Origin of the sequence: Enterobacter sp. GER_MD16_1505_Eko_090 (genome assembly GCF_003331015.1) — a bacterium.
Taxonomy (GTDB): Bacteria; Pseudomonadota; Gammaproteobacteria; order Enterobacterales; family Enterobacteriaceae; genus Enterobacter; species Enterobacter roggenkampii.
Map to the genome: position 1 here is coordinate 1 of NZ_PUQF01000018.1, position 15,072 is coordinate 15,072.

Annotated in this window: 14 protein-coding genes; 13 read left to right on the forward strand and 1 reads right to left on the reverse strand. The window is 54.3% G+C overall.

What is annotated here, in order from left to right:
- Positions 1-96: 96 nt before the first annotated feature.
- Positions 97-1,680: a TerC family protein gene (locus C6A40_RS18675; protein ID WP_008499412.1), complete on the reverse strand. Its 1,584-nt coding sequence runs from the start codon at positions 1,678-1,680 to the stop codon at positions 97-99.
- A gap of 685 nt (positions 1,681-2,365) precedes the next feature.
- Between C6A40_RS18675 and C6A40_RS18680 the strand changes: the two genes are divergently transcribed.
- The 13 genes from C6A40_RS18680 to wcaI all read left to right on the forward strand — a co-directional run bounded on the left by C6A40_RS18680 (position 2,366) and on the right by wcaI (position 15,071).
- Positions 2,366-3,505, forward strand: coding sequence for a polysaccharide export protein (locus tag C6A40_RS18680; protein WP_008499413.1), 1,140 nt, complete (start codon positions 2,366-2,368; stop codon positions 3,503-3,505).
- Positions 3,506-3,511: 6 nt separating this feature from the next.
- Positions 3,512-3,955, forward strand: coding sequence for a low molecular weight protein-tyrosine-phosphatase Wzb (gene wzb, locus C6A40_RS18685; RefSeq protein ID WP_021241460.1), 444 nt, complete (start codon positions 3,512-3,514; stop codon positions 3,953-3,955).
- 2 nt (positions 3,956-3,957) lie between these two features.
- Positions 3,958-6,120 carry a tyrosine-protein kinase Wzc gene (gene wzc, locus C6A40_RS18690; protein WP_008499415.1) on the forward strand — a complete coding sequence of 721 codons (2,163 nt, stop codon included), beginning with the start codon at positions 3,958-3,960 and terminating at the stop codon, positions 6,118-6,120.
- Positions 6,121-6,185: 65 nt separating this feature from the next.
- Complete coding sequence (gene wcaA, locus C6A40_RS18695; protein WP_021241458.1) at positions 6,186-7,028, forward strand: colanic acid biosynthesis glycosyltransferase WcaA; 843 nt, start codon at positions 6,186-6,188, stop codon at positions 7,026-7,028.
- Positions 7,028-7,519 (forward strand): colanic acid biosynthesis acetyltransferase WcaB, encoded by a 492-nt coding sequence (gene wcaB, locus C6A40_RS18700; RefSeq protein WP_008499417.1) that lies wholly within the window; start codon positions 7,028-7,030, stop codon positions 7,517-7,519. Before wcaA ends, wcaB begins: the two co-directional genes overlap by 1 nt.
- On the forward strand, positions 7,516-8,733 hold the full coding sequence (wcaC, locus tag C6A40_RS18705) for a colanic acid biosynthesis glycosyltransferase WcaC (RefSeq protein ID WP_023293848.1): 1,218 nt from the start codon (positions 7,516-7,518) through the stop codon (positions 8,731-8,733). Before wcaB ends, wcaC begins: the two co-directional genes overlap by 4 nt.
- Positions 8,708-9,928: a colanic acid polymerase WcaD gene (gene wcaD / locus C6A40_RS18710; RefSeq protein WP_008499419.1), complete on the forward strand. Its 1,221-nt coding sequence runs from the start codon at positions 8,708-8,710 to the stop codon at positions 9,926-9,928. The genes wcaC and wcaD overlap by 26 nt, the downstream gene beginning before the upstream one ends.
- Before the next feature lie 16 nt (positions 9,929-9,944).
- Positions 9,945-10,691: a colanic acid biosynthesis glycosyltransferase WcaE gene (wcaE, locus tag C6A40_RS18715; protein ID WP_008499420.1), complete on the forward strand. Its 747-nt coding sequence runs from the start codon at positions 9,945-9,947 to the stop codon at positions 10,689-10,691.
- Between the two features lie 15 nt (positions 10,692-10,706).
- Complete coding sequence (wcaF, locus tag C6A40_RS18720; RefSeq protein ID WP_023293849.1) at positions 10,707-11,255, forward strand: colanic acid biosynthesis acetyltransferase WcaF; 549 nt, start codon at positions 10,707-10,709, stop codon at positions 11,253-11,255.
- 24 nt (positions 11,256-11,279) lie between these two features.
- The gene (gene gmd, locus C6A40_RS18725) at positions 11,280-12,401 is read left to right on the forward strand and encodes a GDP-mannose 4,6-dehydratase (RefSeq protein WP_003863514.1); all 1,122 of its coding nucleotides are present in this window, start codon (positions 11,280-11,282) and stop codon (positions 12,399-12,401) included.
- A 2-nt stretch (positions 12,402-12,403) separates the two neighbouring features.
- Positions 12,404-13,369 carry a GDP-L-fucose synthase gene (gene fcl / locus C6A40_RS18730; protein ID WP_013097874.1) on the forward strand — a complete coding sequence of 322 codons (966 nt, stop codon included), beginning with the start codon at positions 12,404-12,406 and terminating at the stop codon, positions 13,367-13,369.
- Positions 13,370-13,371: 2 nt separating this feature from the next.
- Entirely contained in the window at positions 13,372-13,851 is a 480-nt protein-coding gene (locus tag C6A40_RS18735) for a GDP-mannose mannosyl hydrolase (RefSeq protein ID WP_045337044.1), read from the forward strand.
- On the forward strand, positions 13,848-15,071 hold the full coding sequence (gene wcaI / locus C6A40_RS18740; RefSeq protein ID WP_032652672.1) for a colanic acid biosynthesis fucosyltransferase WcaI: 1,224 nt from the start codon (positions 13,848-13,850) through the stop codon (positions 15,069-15,071). Before C6A40_RS18735 ends, wcaI begins: the two co-directional genes overlap by 4 nt.
- Position 15,072 lies beyond the last annotated feature (1 nt).

The window sequence follows — 15,072 nt, forward strand, 5'->3', positions numbered from 1 at the left end:
CAGAGTGTGGTGCGGATAGACTAAAAGTGTTACCTATGTTCCCGGTCTGATCTGTCACCTATGTATCCGGTCATACAGAAACGCCACCCGGCTTTTTTACACCTCAAAATCCAGTTCTTCCTCTTCCCGCAGCGGTATCAGCTGAACCTTCTGCACGCGATGGTTTTCAATCTGGAGCGTTTTAAGCCGATAGTCGCCGACCTGAACCTCTTCCCCCGGCTGTGGGATACGCTGCAAATACTCCATCAGCAGACCGGCAATGGTGTGGTATTCCCGTTTATCATCCAGCGGCAGCGGCACATACTGCACCAGGTCTTCCAGCGGCATATGGCCGTTAGCCGTCCACGAGCCGTCGGCGTTTTTCTGAATGTCGTGGCGGGCGTCTATCTCATCCACCTCGTTTGGCAGATTACCGGCAATGGTTTCCATCACGTCGCTGAGCGTGACCAGCCCTTCCACCGAACCAAACTCATCCACCACAAAGGCAAAGTGGGTGCGCGCGTTACGGAATTGCTCAAGGGCAGAAAGCAACGGCAGCCCCTCCGGGAAGACCAGCGGCTGGCGAACCAGGGCGCGGAGATTGAGCGGCTCACCGTGGAGCTGCTGCTGGAGCAGATCAATGACGTGTACCACGCCCAGCAGCTCCTCTTCCGCTTCCCCGCCGGTCACCACCACGCGGGTGTGCTGGTTTTTATCCAGCAGGGCGCGAATGTGCGCTTCCGGGGCCGTCAGGTCAATATGCTCAATGTCATGCCGCGACGTCATAATGCTGCTGACCGTACGCTGGTTCAGATTGAGCACTCGCTCAATCATCCGTCGTTCCTGCGGGTCAAAGATCTGCCCGTCGCTGTGGTCGGCCAGCATGGCGGAGGATTCGGCGTCCAGCTCCGCATCCTCTTTCTTGCCGCTTAACAGACGCATGACCGTGTCGGCTGTGCGCTGACGCAGAGTCTGATTGGCGGAAAGGAAACGACGGCGGTTGAATATCGCCAGCTGGTTAAGCGCTTCAATCATGACGGAGAACCCGATGGCGGCATACAGGTAGCCTTTCGGAATATGGAAGCCAAAACCGTCGGCCACCAGGCTGAAGCCAATCATCAGCAGGAAGCTCAGGCAAAGAATAACGATGGTCGGGTGACTGTTCACGAAGCGGGTCAGTGCCTTGCTGGCCATGACCATCAGCGTGATGGCAATAATGACCGCGGCCATCATCACCGCAAGGTGGTCCACCATCCCGACGGCGGTGATCACCGAGTCCAGGGAGAAGACCGCATCCAGCACCACGATTTGCGCGACCACCGGCCAGAATTTTGCTCCGCGGCGCTGGGTCGGGTTCTCGCTGTCTTTGCCTTCCAGCCGCTCGTTGAGCTCCACGGTGGCTTTGAACAGCAGGAATAGCCCGCCGAAGAGCATGATCAGATCGCGGGCGCTAAAGCTCAGACCGTGAATGGAGAACAGAGGCTGAGTGAGCGTGACCAGCCAGGAAATAGAGGCCAGCAGCAGTAAGCGCATCACCATCGCCAGCAGCAGCCCCGTTACGCGCGCGCGATCGCGCTGGGAAGGGGGCAGTTTTTCAGCGAGGATGGCGATAAAAACCAGATTATCAATCCCGAGCACCAGCTCGATGACAACCAGCGTAACCAGCCCGGCCCAGATTGAGGGATCGGCAATCCATTCCATAGTAGTAGCAATACCTTCTGTAACATGACTAATGACACAATTCGATCATGGATAAAGCTGTGGGAAAATGCAATGTCAGTATGAGATTTCTCTCAATAATCATTAAATTAAAACTGGCGGGTATAATAGTTTTAATTTATCCAGGAAATCTGTATTTATCCGAAATAACAAAATTAAGAAATATCGCATTAAAAGATGTTCAATCATAACGCTGTCAACATAAAGAAATTCTTAAAAATAAAGTGCATTTCTAAATAAATTCTTAAAAGTTGACGTTCGGAACCCGTTTTCTTGCCTGTTTTGGGATTAACTGTTACAAGATTATTAGCCTAAAAAAGGATATCTCCCGTTAAAGATTGATGTTTTTTTTGGGCGATTAACGAAATAGTGCCTGCGTATTTTGAATGCTTCATTTATTTCACCAGCAAAAAATTCTTGCGGTTTTTTTGCCTGTAATTCATTGTGTTATAGCGTATTGGTAGCTGGAAGCCAAGGGCGGTAGCGTGCCTGAATGTGTGTGGGTGGGCCATGATTACGTTGTCAACAGTGACTGGCCAAATAGCGTTTTTTTTAGGAATGATGCCACTTATATTTTTATTTAATTAGCTACATTCTTAATGCATTTTAGATTCACACGTATTTAAATTGCACAGGATAATTACTCTGCCAAAGTGATAAATAATCAATGATGAACTCCAAAATGAAATTGATGCCATTATTGGTGTCTGTGACCTTGATGAGCGGTTGCACGGTCTTTCCCGGAAGCAATATGTCTACAATGGGCAAGGATGTGATCAAGCAACAGGATGCCGATTTTGATCTCGACAAAATGGTGAATGTTTATCCACTTACGCCTCGTCTGGTCGAACAATTACGCCCACGTCCAAACGTTGCCCAGCCAAATATGTCACTGGACCAGGAAATTGCTTCCTACCAGTATCGCGTAGGGCCTGGAGACGTCATTAACGTGACCGTCTGGGATCACCCCGAACTGACCACGCCAGCGGGCCAGTACCGTAGCTCAAGCGACACCGGTAACTGGGTGCAGTCAGATGGCACCATGTTCTATCCCTACATTGGTAAAGTCCATGTAGCAGGGAAAACGCTTGCCGAGATCCGCAGTGATATTACCGGCCGCTTAGCGCAGTACATCGCCGATCCGCAGGTGGACGTTAATATCGCCGCATTCCGCTCGCAAAAAGCCTATATCTCCGGCCAGGTGAACAAATCTGGTCAGCAGGCCATCACCAACGTTCCTCTGACCGTGCTGGACGCCATTAACGCCGCAGGCGGGTTAACCGACGGCGCCGACTGGCGCAACGTGGTACTGACCCACAACGGGAAAGAGCAGCGCATTTCGCTGCAGGCGCTGATGCAAAACGGCGATCTGACCCAGAACCGCCTGCTTTATCCGGGCGACATCCTCTATGTACCACGCAATGACGATCTTAAAGTCTTCGTGATGGGTGAAGTGAAGAAACAGAGCACCCTCAAGATGGACTTCAGCGGTATGACGCTGACCGAAGCGCTGGGCAATGCTGAGGGTATCGATCTGACGACCTCTAACGCGACCGGTATCTTCGTGATCCGTCCGCTGAAAGGTGAGGGCAGCGCGAAAGGCAAGATTGCCAACATCTACCAGCTGGATATGTCCGATGCGACCTCTCTGGTGATGGCGACGGAGTTCCGTCTCCAGCCATACGACGTGGTGTATGTCACTACCGCACCGGTTGCCCGCTGGAACCGTCTGATCAACCAGTTGCTGCCAACCATCAGTGGCGTTCGCTACATGACGGATACGGCGCGCGACATTCATACCTGGTAATCCGCGATGTTTAACAAAATTCTGGTGGTATGCGTGGGGAACATTTGCCGTTCCCCTACGGCTGAACGGTTGTTGAAACACTACCAGCCCGAACTGACCGTTGATTCGGCAGGGCTGGGTGCACTGGTCGGTAAAGGTGCCGATGAGCGCGCAATGAGCGTGGCGCGGGACCATCACCTCTCTCTCGACGGGCATGTTGCCCGCCAGGTCACTGGCCGCATGTGCCGTGAGTATGACCTGATTCTGGCGATGGAAAAACGCCATATTCAAGCGCTGTGCGATATCGCTCCGGAGATGCGCGGTAAGGTGATGCTGTTTGGACACTGGGACAATGAGCGTGAAATTCCCGATCCATATCGCAAAAGCCATGAGGCTTTCGAGGCGGTTTACACCTTACTTGACCAGTCTGCCCAACAGTGGGCGCAGGCACTGAAAGCTCAGCAGGGATAACAATGACAGAAAAAACAAAACCTTCTGCCGCCCCGACTTCGGGCAGTGATGAAATTGATATTGGGCGCCTGGTTGGCACGGTTATCGAGGCAAAGTGGTGGGTGCTGGGCATTACCGCCGTGTTTGCCGCGGCGGCCGTCGTCTATACGCTGTTCGCCACCCCTATCTACAGCGCCGATGCGCTGGTGCAGATCGAGCAGAATACCGGTAACTCGCTGGTGCAGGACATTGGCTCTGCGCTGGCGAACAAGCCGCCGGCCTCTGACGCTGAAATCCAGCTCATCCAGTCACGTCTGGTGCTGGGTAAAACGGTTCACGACCTTGGGCTCGATATCTCCGTCACCAAAAATACCTTCCCAATCTTTGGTGCGGGCTGGGATCGGCTGATGGGCAGAAGCAACGACACGGTGAAGGTCACTGACTTCGTGCTGCCAAAAGGGGCAGCCGATCAGACCTTTACCCTGACGGTGCTTGGCCCGAAACAGTATCAGTTGACCAGCGACGCGGGCTTTAGTGCGCGCGGTGAAGTCGGACAGATGCTGAGCAAAGACGGCGTCAGCATGATGGTCAGTGCGATCAACGCCCAGGAGGGTGGGGAGTTTACCGTCACCAAATTCTCCACGCTGGGGATGATCAACAACCTGCAAAACAACCTGACCGTCACCGAAAACGGTAAGGACACCGGCGTGCTGAGCATGACCTTTACCGGGGAAGATAAGGATCAGATCCGCGACATCCTGAACAGCATTACCCGCAACTACCTTGAGCAGAACGTTGAGCGTAAGTCGGCTGAAGCGGCGAAAAGCCTGGCGTTCCTGTCGAAACAGCTCCCGGAAGTGCGCGCCCGCCTGGATGATGCCGAGAACAAGCTGAACGCCTACCGCCAGGATAAAGACTCTGTCGACCTGCCGCTGGAGGCGAAATCGGTCCTCGATTCGATGGTCAACATTGACGCTCAGCTCAACGAGCTGACCTTCAAAGAGGCGGAGATCTCCAAGCTTTACACCAAACGTCACCCGGCTTACCGCACGCTGCTGGAGAAACGCCGCACGCTGGAAGAGGAGAAGGCGAAGCTCAATGACCGTGTGACCGCGATGCCGAAAACGCAGCAGGAGATCGTGCGTCTGACCCGCGACGTGGAGTCAGGACAGCAGGTTTACATGCAGCTGCTGAACAAGCAGCAGGAGCTGAAAATCACCGAGGCAAGCACCGTGGGTGACGTGCGCATCGTCGACCCGGCGATTACTCAGCCTGGCGTGCTGAAGCCGAAGAAAGCGCTGATCATTCTCGGCAGCATTATTCTCGGCCTGATGCTCTCCATCGTTGGCGTGCTGCTGCGTTCGCTGTTCAACCGCGGTATCGAAAGCCCGCAGGTGCTGGAAGAGAACGGTATCAACGTCTATGCCAGCATTCCGCTGTCTGAGTGGCAAAAATCCCGTGACAGCGTGAAAACCATCAAAGGCGTTAAGCGTTACAAACAGAGCCAGCTGCTGGCGGTGGGTAACCCAACCGACCTGGCGATTGAAGCGATACGCAGCCTGCGTACCAGTCTGCACTTCGCCATGATGCAGGCTAAAAACAACGTCCTGATGTTAACCGGCGTCAGCCCGTCAATCGGTAAAACCTTCGTCTGCGCCAACCTGGCGGCGGTCGTTAGCCAGACCAACAAGCGCGTGCTGCTGATCGACTGCGATATGCGCAAGGGCTACACCCACGAGCTGCTGGGCACCAATAACGTCAACGGTCTGTCGGAGATCCTGCTTGGCAAAGGTGACATCAGCCAGAGCGCAAAACCGACTACCGTGCCGAAATTTGACCTGATCCCACGTGGTCAGGTACCGCCTAACCCGTCCGAGCTGCTGATGAGCGAACGCTTTACCGAGCTGGTGGAGTGGGCGAGCAAAAACTACGACCTGGTGCTGATCGATACGCCGCCGATTCTGGCCGTGACCGACGCTGCCGTTGTGGGGCGCCATGCGGGTACGACGCTGATGGTGGCGCGTTACGCGGTGAATACCCTGAAAGAGGTGGAAACCAGCCTGAGCCGCTTCGAGCAGAACGGGATTGAGGTGAAAGGGGTGATCCTGAACTCCATCTTCCGCCGTGCGACCGGGTACCAGGATTACGGGTATTACGAGTACGAATATAAGTCTGACAGCAAATAACAATCCCCCTCACCCTAACCCTCTCCCGAGGGGAGAGGGGCGGGGTGAGGGATCAGGGGAAGATCATGACCACACAACGCCCTTTAGTTTCAATCTATATGCCGACATGGAATCGTCAGCAGCTGGCGATCCGCGCAATCAAGTCGGTGTTACGTCAGGATTACGATAACTGGGAGCTGATCATCGTTGATGACTGCTCTTCCTCGTATGAACAGCTGCAAAAATTCGTGACTGACCTCAACGACCCGCGGGTGGTCTATACCCACAACGAGATTAACTCCGGCGCCTGCGCTGTACGAAATCAGGCGATTATGCAGGCCAAAGGTCAGTATCTGACCGGCATCGACGACGATGACGAATGGACGCCGAACCGCCTGTCTATTTTCCTGTCGCATAAAGAGCAGCTGGTCACGCACGCGTTCCTGTATGCCAACGACTATGTCTGTCAGGGCGAGGTGTACTCGCAGCCTGCCAGCCTGCCGCTCTATCCGAAATCACCGTACTCTCGACGCCTGTTCTACAAGCGCAACATCATTGGTAACCAGGTCTTCACCTGGGCGTGGCGCTTCAAGGAGTGCCTGTTCGATACCGAACTGAAGGCCGCGCAGGATTACGACATCTTCCTGCGGATGGTGGTGGAGTATGGCGAGCCGTGGAAAGTGGAAGAGGCCACGCAGATCCTGCACATCAACCACGGGGAGATGCAGATCACCTCGTCGCCGAAGAAGTTCTCGGGCTACTTCCATTTTTACCGCAAGCACAAGGACAAGTTTGACCGTGCCAGCCGTAAATATCAGCTCTTTACCCTCTATCAGATCCGCAATAAGCGCATGAACTGGCGCACGCTGCTGACGCTGTTGTCCATACGTAACGGCAAGCGCCTGGCTGATGGACTTCGGGGGAAATAATGTTTCTGGAAGATTGCCGCGCTAACAGCTGGAGCCTGCGCCCTTGCTGCATGGTTCTGGCGTACCGCATCGCGCATTTTTGCTCGGTGTGGCGTAAGAAAAATATCCTGAACAACATCTGGGCGGCCCCCGTGCTGGTGCTGTACCGCATCATTACCGAATGCTTTTTTGGCTATGAAATTCAGGCCGCTGCCACCATTGGCCGTCGCTTTACCATCCATCACGGCTATGCGGTGGTGATCAACAAGTTCGTGGTCGCCGGGGATGATTTCACCATCCGCCATGGGGTGACCATTGGCAACCGTGGGCCAGACAGCCTGGCCTGCCCGGTCATTGGCAATAACGTCGAGCTGGGCGCGAACGTGGTGATCATTGGCGACATTACGATTGGTAACAACGTCACGATTGGTGCGGGCAGCGTGGTGCTGGACACCATTCCGGATAACGCGCTGGTGGTGGGAGAAAAAGCCCGCGTGAAGGTGATTAAATGAATATTCTGCAATTTAACGTACGCCTCGCAGAAGGCGGAGCGGCAGGGGTGGCGCTGGATCTGCACCAGCGCGCGCTGCAAAAAGGACTACAGTCTCGTTTTATTTATGGCTATGGCAAGGGCGGCAAGAAAAGCGTCAGTCACGATAACTTCCCGCAGGTGCATAAGCACACGCCGCGCCTGACCTCGATTGCCAACATTGCGTTGTTCCGTCTGTTTAACCGCGATCTGTTTGGCAACCTGAATACGCTTTATCGCACGGTGACCCGCACTACCGGCCCGGTTGTGCTGCATTTTCACGTGCTCCACAGCTACTGGCTGAATCTGGAAGAGGTGGTGGCGTTTTGTCAGAAGGTGCAGGCCCACAAGCCCGACACCCGCTTCGTCTGGACGCTGCACGATCACTGGAGCGTAACCGGCCGTTGCGCGTTTACTGACGGCTGCGAAGGCTGGAAAAACAACTGCCAGAAATGCCCGACGCTGAGCAACTATCCGCCGGTGAAGGTGGATCGCGCGCACAAGCTGGTGGCCGGAAAGCGCCAGCTTTTCCGCGACATGCTCTCGCTCGGCTGTACGTTTATCTCCCCGAGCCAGCACGTGGCCGATGCCTTCAACAGCCTGTACGGGGCAGGGCGCTGCCAGATTATTAACAACGGTATCGACGTGGCGACGGAAGCCATTCTCGCCGACCTGACGCCGGTGGCGCAAACCACGGGCAAACCGAAAATCGCTATCGTTGCGCATGACCTGCGTTACGACGGGAAAACCAACCAGCAACTGGTGCGCGACATGATGGCGCTGGGTGACAAAATTGAGCTTCACACCTTCGGCAAATTTTCACCGTTCGAAGGGGCTAACGTGGTGAACCACGGGTTTGAAACCGATAAGCGAAAGCTGATGAGCGCGCTGAATGAAATGGATGCGCTGGTGTTCAGCTCCCGCGTGGATAACTACCCGCTGATCCTCTGTGAAGCGCTCTCTATCGGCGTGCCGGTGATTGCCACACACAGCGATGCGGCACGTGAGGTGCTGGAAAAATCCGGCGGGAAAACTTTTGCGGAGCAGGAGGTTCTGCCGCTGGTGCAATTGCCGAAGGCGCAGATCGCTCAGGCCGTTTTTGGCACCGACCTGGAATCGTTCCGCAACCGCAGCCGCAAGGCCTACAGTGGACAACAGATGCTGGAGGAGTATGTCTCGTTCTATCAGAATCTGTAGTTATCTGCTGCTGCCGCTGATTTACCTGCTGGTCAACGTTAAGATTGCCCAGCTCGGCGAAAGCTTCCCGATAACCATCGTCACCTTCTTGCCCGTTCTGCTTCTGCTGTATGTCGATAAAATCAACCTGAAGAAGCTGATGATTGCCTTAGGGTTGGGTACGGGCCTGACGCTTTTTAACTATATCTTCGGCCAGTCGCTGGATGCCAGTAAATACGTCACCTCGACCATGCTGTTTGTTTATATTGTCATTATTATCGGCATGGTCTGGAGTATTCGCTTTAAAACGATCTCTCCGCACAATTATCGGAAAATCCTCAGGTTCTTTTATATTGCCGTTGCGTTAATTGTTATGCTTGCTGCTATGGAGATGGCGCAAATTATTCTTACCGGCGGCAGCAGCCTGATGGAGATAATTTCGAAATATCTCATTTACAGCAACAGCTATGTATTGAACTTCATCAAGTTCGGCGGGAAGCGTACCACGGCCCTCTATTTTGAACCGGCGTTTTTCGCTTTGGCGTTAATCTCAATTTGGCTCAGCATCAAACAGTTTGGTATCAAAACGCCTAAGACCGATGCTATGATTCTTGCAGGAATCGTTCTGTCTGGATCGTTCTCAGGGGTAATGACATTTATCCTGTTTTACCTGCTGGAATGGGCGTTTCAGTACCTGAACAAAGATGCGATTAAGAAAAAACTGCCGCTGGCGATTATCTCTCTGACGGTATTTATGGTGGGCGTGATATTTGCCTTCCCCTACATCTCAGAACGTCTGGGTGATTTGGGAACGGAAGGGTCCTCGTCCTATTATCGCATCATTGGACCACTGGTGATGGTGGGTTATTCCTTAACCCATATTGATGGTGTAGTAAGATTCGGCTCACTTTACGAATATGTTGCATCATTCGGAATCTTTAACGGTGCGGATGTCGGTAAAACCATAGACAATGGTCTGTATCTGTTAATTATTTATTTTTCGTGGTTCGCCGTACTGTTGACGCTGTGGTATCTGTTTAAAGTTTTCAAAATGATGATTAACGCGTTTGGTGATAACCAGAACTTTCGCGTGCAGCTTTATCTGTTTACGCCGGTGTCGCTGTTTTTTACCGGGTCAATATTTAGCCCGGAATATGCTTTCTTGATTGTCTGTCCGTTTATTCTGCGCAAAGCGCTTAATATTACGCACGTATGACGAAATGAGGTGATTTATGTTTCTTAGCGTCATTACTGTCGCTTTTCGTAATTACGAAGGGGTGGTAAAAACCTGGCGCTCGCTGCGCAACCTGGCGCGCGATCCAAGCCTCACCTTTGAGTGGATTGTGGTCGACGGCGGCTCGAACGATGGTACGGCAGAGTTTCTGGAAAAACTCAACGGTGAGTTCAACTTACGCTACATCAGCGAGAAAGATAAAGGCATCTACGATGCAATGAACAAAGGCATTAACATGGCGCAAGGCCGTTATGCCATCTTCCTGAATTCGGGTGATATCTTCCATGACGACGTGGCGCTGTTTGCCCGCCAGCTGGCGCGCCAGAAAGAGGACGCCATGTATATTGGCGATGCGCTGCTTGATTTTGGCGACGGACATAAAGTGTGCCGCAGCGCGAAGCCGGGCTGGTATATCTACCACAGCTTACCCGCCAGCCATCAGGCCATTTTCTTTCCGGTAAAAGGTCTGAAAAAACAGCCTTACGATTTGCAGTATAAAGTGTCATCCGATTATGCACTGGCCGCCAGTCTGTATAAGTCAGGTTACCCGTTCCGCCGAATTAAAGGGCTGGTATCTGAGTTTTCAATGGGTGGTGTGTCAACCTCGAATAATCTGGAGTTGTGCCAGGATGCCAAAAACGTGCAGCGTAAAATATTACGTGTGCCGGGATTCTGGGCGGAATTATCTTATTTTTTACGCGTGCGCACCACGAGTAAAACGAAAGCCTTATATAACAAAGCCTGAATATAAGGAAACGTAATGCAGGATCTGAACGGTTTCTCCGTACCGAAAGGTTTTCGGGGGGCGGGCGGTATTAAAGTGCAGCTATGGTGGGCGGTTCAGTCCACCCTATTTGCCTGGTCACCGCAAATACTGTACCGCTGGCGAGCATTTTTATTGCGTCTGTTTGGCGCGAAAATAGGAAAAAACGTAGTCATTCGTCCTTCGGTGAAAATTACCTATCCCTGGAAATTAACGCTTGGGGATTACGCCTGGGTAGGGGATGACGCGGTGTTATATACCCTGGGCGAGATTACGATTGGCGCGAATTCGGTGGTTTCACAGAAATGTTATTTGTGCACCGGCAGCCACGACTTTATGAGTCAGCATTTTGATATTACCGCTTCGCCTATTGTGATCGGTGAAAAATGCTGGCTGGCAACGGATGTTTTTGTTGCACCGGGTGTTTCTGTTGGCGATGGCACGGTAGTCGGTGCCCGCAGCAGCGTTTTTAAATCGCTACCGGCAAATAAAATTTGTCGTGGCAACCCCGCAGTGGTGATACGCGAACGCGTTGAAACTGATTAAATTCATAAGTAGAGGAATATAAACATGTCTAAAGTCGCTCTCATCACCGGCGTTACCGGGCAGGATGGTTCTTACCTGGCAGAGTTACTGCTGGAAAAAGGTTATGAAGTACACGGTATTAAACGTCGTGCGTCTTCATTTAACACCGAACGTGTCGATCATATTTATCAGGATCCTCACGCGGCGAACCCGAAATTCCACCTGCACTACGGCGACCTGACCGATACCTCCAACCTGACCCGTATCCTGCAGGAAGTGCAGCCGGATGAAGTGTACAACCTGGGCGCGATGAGCCACGTTGCGGTCTCCTTCGAGTCTCCGGAATACACCGCTGACGTGGACGCCATGGGTACCCTGCGTCTGCTGGAGGCTATCCGCTTCCTGGGTCTTGAGAAGAAAACCCGTTTCTACCAGGCATCCACCTCTGAGCTGTACGGCCTGGTGCAGGAAATCCCACAGAAAGAGACCACGCCGTTCTACCCACGTTCTCCGTATGCGGTAGCGAAACTGTACGCCTACTGGATCACCGTGAACTACCGTGAATCCTACGGCATGTACGCCTGTAACGGCATTCTGTTCAACCACGAATCTCCACGTCGCGGCGAAACCTTCGTGACCCGCAAAATCACCCGCGCTATCGCCAACATTGCGCAGGGTCTGGAATCGTGCCTGCACCTCGGCAACATGGACTCCCTGCGTGACTGGGGCCATGCCAAAGACTACGTGAAAATGCAGTGGATGATGCTGCAGCAGGAACAGCCAGAAGACTTCGTGATTGCGACCGGCGTGCAGTACTCCGTTCGTCAGTTCGTCGAAATGGCTGCCGCTCAATTGGGCATTAAGCTGCGCTTCGAAGGCACCGGCGTAGAAGAGAAGGGCATCGTGGTTTCCGTGACCGGCCACGACGCACCGGGCGTGAAGCCAGGCGACGTGATTGTGCAGGTTGACCCACGCTACTTCCGTCCTGCTGAAGTGGAAACCCTGCTGGGCGACCCAACCAAAGCGCACGAGAAGCTGGGCTGGAAACCAGAAACCACTCTGCAGGAGATGGTTTCCGAGATGGTAGCCAAAGATCTTGAAGCAGCGAAAAAACACTCCCTGCTCAAATCTCATGGCTACGAGGTTGCCATCGCGCTGGAGTCCTGAGAATGACAAAACAACGTATTTTTGTCGCCGGTCATCGCGGAATGGTGGGTTCCGCGATTGTTCGCCAGCTCGAACAGCGCGGTGACGTCGAAGTGGTTGTCCGCACGCGCGACGAGCTGAACCTGCTCGACAGCCGTGCTGTACAGGACTTCTTTGCGAACGAACGTATTGACCAGGTGTATCTGGCGGCGGCGAAGGTGGGCGGCATTGTAGCCAACAACACCTACCCGGCGGATTTCATCTACGAAAACATGATGATTGAGAGCAACATCATTCACGCGGCGCATCTGCACAACGTGAACAAGCTGCTGTTCCTCGGCTCATCCTGTATTTACCCGAAAATGGCAAAACAGCCGATCGCTGAAAGCGAGCTGCTGCAGGGCACGCTTGAAGCCACCAACGAGCCGTACGCGATTGCCAAAATTGCCGGGATCAAGCTGTGCGAGTCCTACAACCGTCAGTACAACCGCGACTATCGCTCGGTGATGCCGACCAACCTTTACGGGCCGCACGACAACTTCCACCCGAGCAACTCGCACGTGATCCCGGCGCTGCTGCGCCGCTTCCACGAGGCGACCGCCGAGAACGCGCCGGATGTGGTGGTGTGGGGCAGCGGTACGCCGATGCGCGAATTCCTGCACGTGGACGACATGGCTGCGGCCAGCATTCACGTGATGGAGCTGGATCGCGAGGTGTGGCAGGAGAACACCGAGCCGATGCTGTCGCACATCAACGTGGGCACCGGCGTGGACTGCACCATTCGCGAGCTGGCGCAGACCATCGCGCAGGTGGTGGGCTACAAAGGCCGCGTGGTGTTTGACGCCACGAAACCGGACGGCACGCCGCGCAAACTGCTGGACGTGACCCGTCTGCATCAGCTGGGCTGGTATCACGAGGTGTCACTGGAGCAGGGGCTGGCCAGCACCTATCAGTGGTTCCTGGAAAACCAGCATCGCTTCCGGGGGTAACGATGTTTTTAAGTCAGGAAGATTTTGCCACGGTAGTGCGTTCCACTCCGCTCATCTCAATTGATTTGATCGTGGAGAACGAACGCGGCGAGTTCTTGCTGGGGAAACGAACCAACCGTCCTGCACAGGGCTTCTGGTTCGTGCCCGGCGGGCGCGTGCAAAAGGATGAGACGCTGACCGATGCGTTTGAGCGTCTCACTCTGGCGGAACTGGGCCTGCAGTTGCCGATGGCAGCGGGCCGGTTTTACGGGGTCTGGCAGCACTTCTATGACGATAACTTTTCGGGCACCGGGTTCTCCACGCACTACATCGTGCTGGGGTTCCGCCTGAAGGTGAGTGAGGCAGACCTGCGTCTGCCTGATTCTCAGCATGACGACTACCGCTGGCAGACGCCAGAGGCGCTGCTGGCGAGCGACAATGTGCATGACAACAGCCGTGCCTATTTCCTCGCTGAACGTCAGTCCGGGGTGCCGGGCTTATGAAGATCCTCGTATACGGAATCAACTACTCGCCGGAATTAACCGGCATTGGAAAATACACCGGCGAGATGGTCGAGTGGATGGCGAGCCAGGGACATGACGTGCGGGTCATTACCGCGCCGCCGTACTACCCGGAGTGGAAAGTGGGGGAGCGCTACTCAAGCTGGCGCTACCGTCGCGAAGAGGGTGCAGCGACCGTCTGGCGCTGCCCGCTGTATGTGCCTAAGCAGCCCTCGACGCTGAAGCGCTTGATTCATCTCGGCAGCTTTGCCCTGAGCAGCTTCTTCCCGCTGATGGCGCAGCGTCGCTGGAAGCCGGATCGCATTATCGGCGTGGTGCCGACGCTGTTTTGCACGCCGGGCATGCGCCTGCTGGGCAAACTCTCCGGCGCGCGCACCCTGCTGCACATTCAGGATTATGAAGTGGACGCCATGCTGGGCCTGGGGATGGCAGGCAAAAGCAAAGGCGGCAAGGTGGCGAAGCTCGCCAGCGCGTTTGAGCGCAGTGGCTTACACAACGTGGACTACGTCTCAACGATCTCGCGCTCCATGATGAACAAAGCGCAGGAGAAAGGTGTCCCGGCGGAGAAGGTGATCTTCTTCCCGAACTGGTCCGAAGTGGCGCGTTTTCGCGACGTGACTGAGCAAGACGCTCAGGCGCTGCGCGCGCAGCTCGGTTTGCCTGAAGATCAAAAAATCATTCTTTACTCAGGCAATATCGGCGAAAAGCAGGGGCTGGAGAGCGTGATCGAGGCGGCTCAACTGCTGAACGAACATCCATGGATGTTTGTGATTGTCGGGCAGGGCGGTGGAAAAGCGCGGCTGGAAAAAATGGTAAGCGTTCGCGGCCTGACCAACGTGAAATTCTTCCCGCTTCAGTCTTACGAGGCATTGCCTGCGCTGTTGAAGATGGGCGACTGCCATCTGGTGGTGCAAAAGCGCGGCGCGGCGGATGCGGTGCTGCCGTCCAAGCTGACCAACATTCTGGCCGTGGGCGGTAACGCGGTGATTACGGCCGAAGCCGAAACTGAATTAGGCCAGCTGTGTGACAGCTATCCGGGGATTGCGGTGTGCGTAGAGCCGGAATCGGTTCCGGCGCTGGTCACCGGCATTGAACAGGCACTTGCCATGCCAAAAGTGAACACGGTGGCACGTGAATATGCCGAACGCACGCTCGAGAAAGAGAACGTGCTGAGCCAATTTATTGCAGATATACGGGGATAAA

What these genes read in the sequence shown, in the direction of transcription:
- wzb (WP_021241460.1), top strand. Translation starts at nt 3,512, where the DNA reads ATGTTTAACAAAATTCTGGTGGTATGCGTGGGGAACATTTGCCGTTCC.
- wcaI (WP_032652672.1), top strand. Translation starts at nt 13,848, where the DNA reads ATGAAGATCCTCGTATACGGAATCAACTACTCGCCGGAATTAACCGGC.
- C6A40_RS18680 (WP_008499413.1), top strand. Translation starts at nt 2,366, where the DNA reads ATGATGAACTCCAAAATGAAATTGATGCCATTATTGGTGTCTGTGACC.
- wcaC (WP_023293848.1), top strand. Translation starts at nt 7,516, where the DNA reads ATGAATATTCTGCAATTTAACGTACGCCTCGCAGAAGGCGGAGCGGCA.
- wcaF (WP_023293849.1), top strand. Translation starts at nt 10,707, where the DNA reads ATGCAGGATCTGAACGGTTTCTCCGTACCGAAAGGTTTTCGGGGGGCG.
- wcaD (WP_008499419.1), top strand. Translation starts at nt 8,708, where the DNA reads ATGTCTCGTTCTATCAGAATCTGTAGTTATCTGCTGCTGCCGCTGATT.
- fcl (WP_013097874.1), top strand. Translation starts at nt 12,404, where the DNA reads ATGACAAAACAACGTATTTTTGTCGCCGGTCATCGCGGAATGGTGGGT.
- wzc (WP_008499415.1), top strand. Translation starts at nt 3,958, where the DNA reads ATGACAGAAAAAACAAAACCTTCTGCCGCCCCGACTTCGGGCAGTGAT.
- wcaA (WP_021241458.1), top strand. Translation starts at nt 6,186, where the DNA reads ATGACCACACAACGCCCTTTAGTTTCAATCTATATGCCGACATGGAAT.
- gmd (WP_003863514.1), top strand. Translation starts at nt 11,280, where the DNA reads ATGTCTAAAGTCGCTCTCATCACCGGCGTTACCGGGCAGGATGGTTCT.
- wcaB (WP_008499417.1), top strand. Translation starts at nt 7,028, where the DNA reads ATGTTTCTGGAAGATTGCCGCGCTAACAGCTGGAGCCTGCGCCCTTGC.
- C6A40_RS18675 (WP_008499412.1), bottom strand. Translation starts at nt 1,680, where the DNA reads ATGGAATGGATTGCCGATCCCTCAATCTGGGCCGGGCTGGTTACGCTG.
- wcaE (WP_008499420.1), top strand. Translation starts at nt 9,945, where the DNA reads ATGTTTCTTAGCGTCATTACTGTCGCTTTTCGTAATTACGAAGGGGTG.
- C6A40_RS18735 (WP_045337044.1), top strand. Translation starts at nt 13,372, where the DNA reads ATGTTTTTAAGTCAGGAAGATTTTGCCACGGTAGTGCGTTCCACTCCG.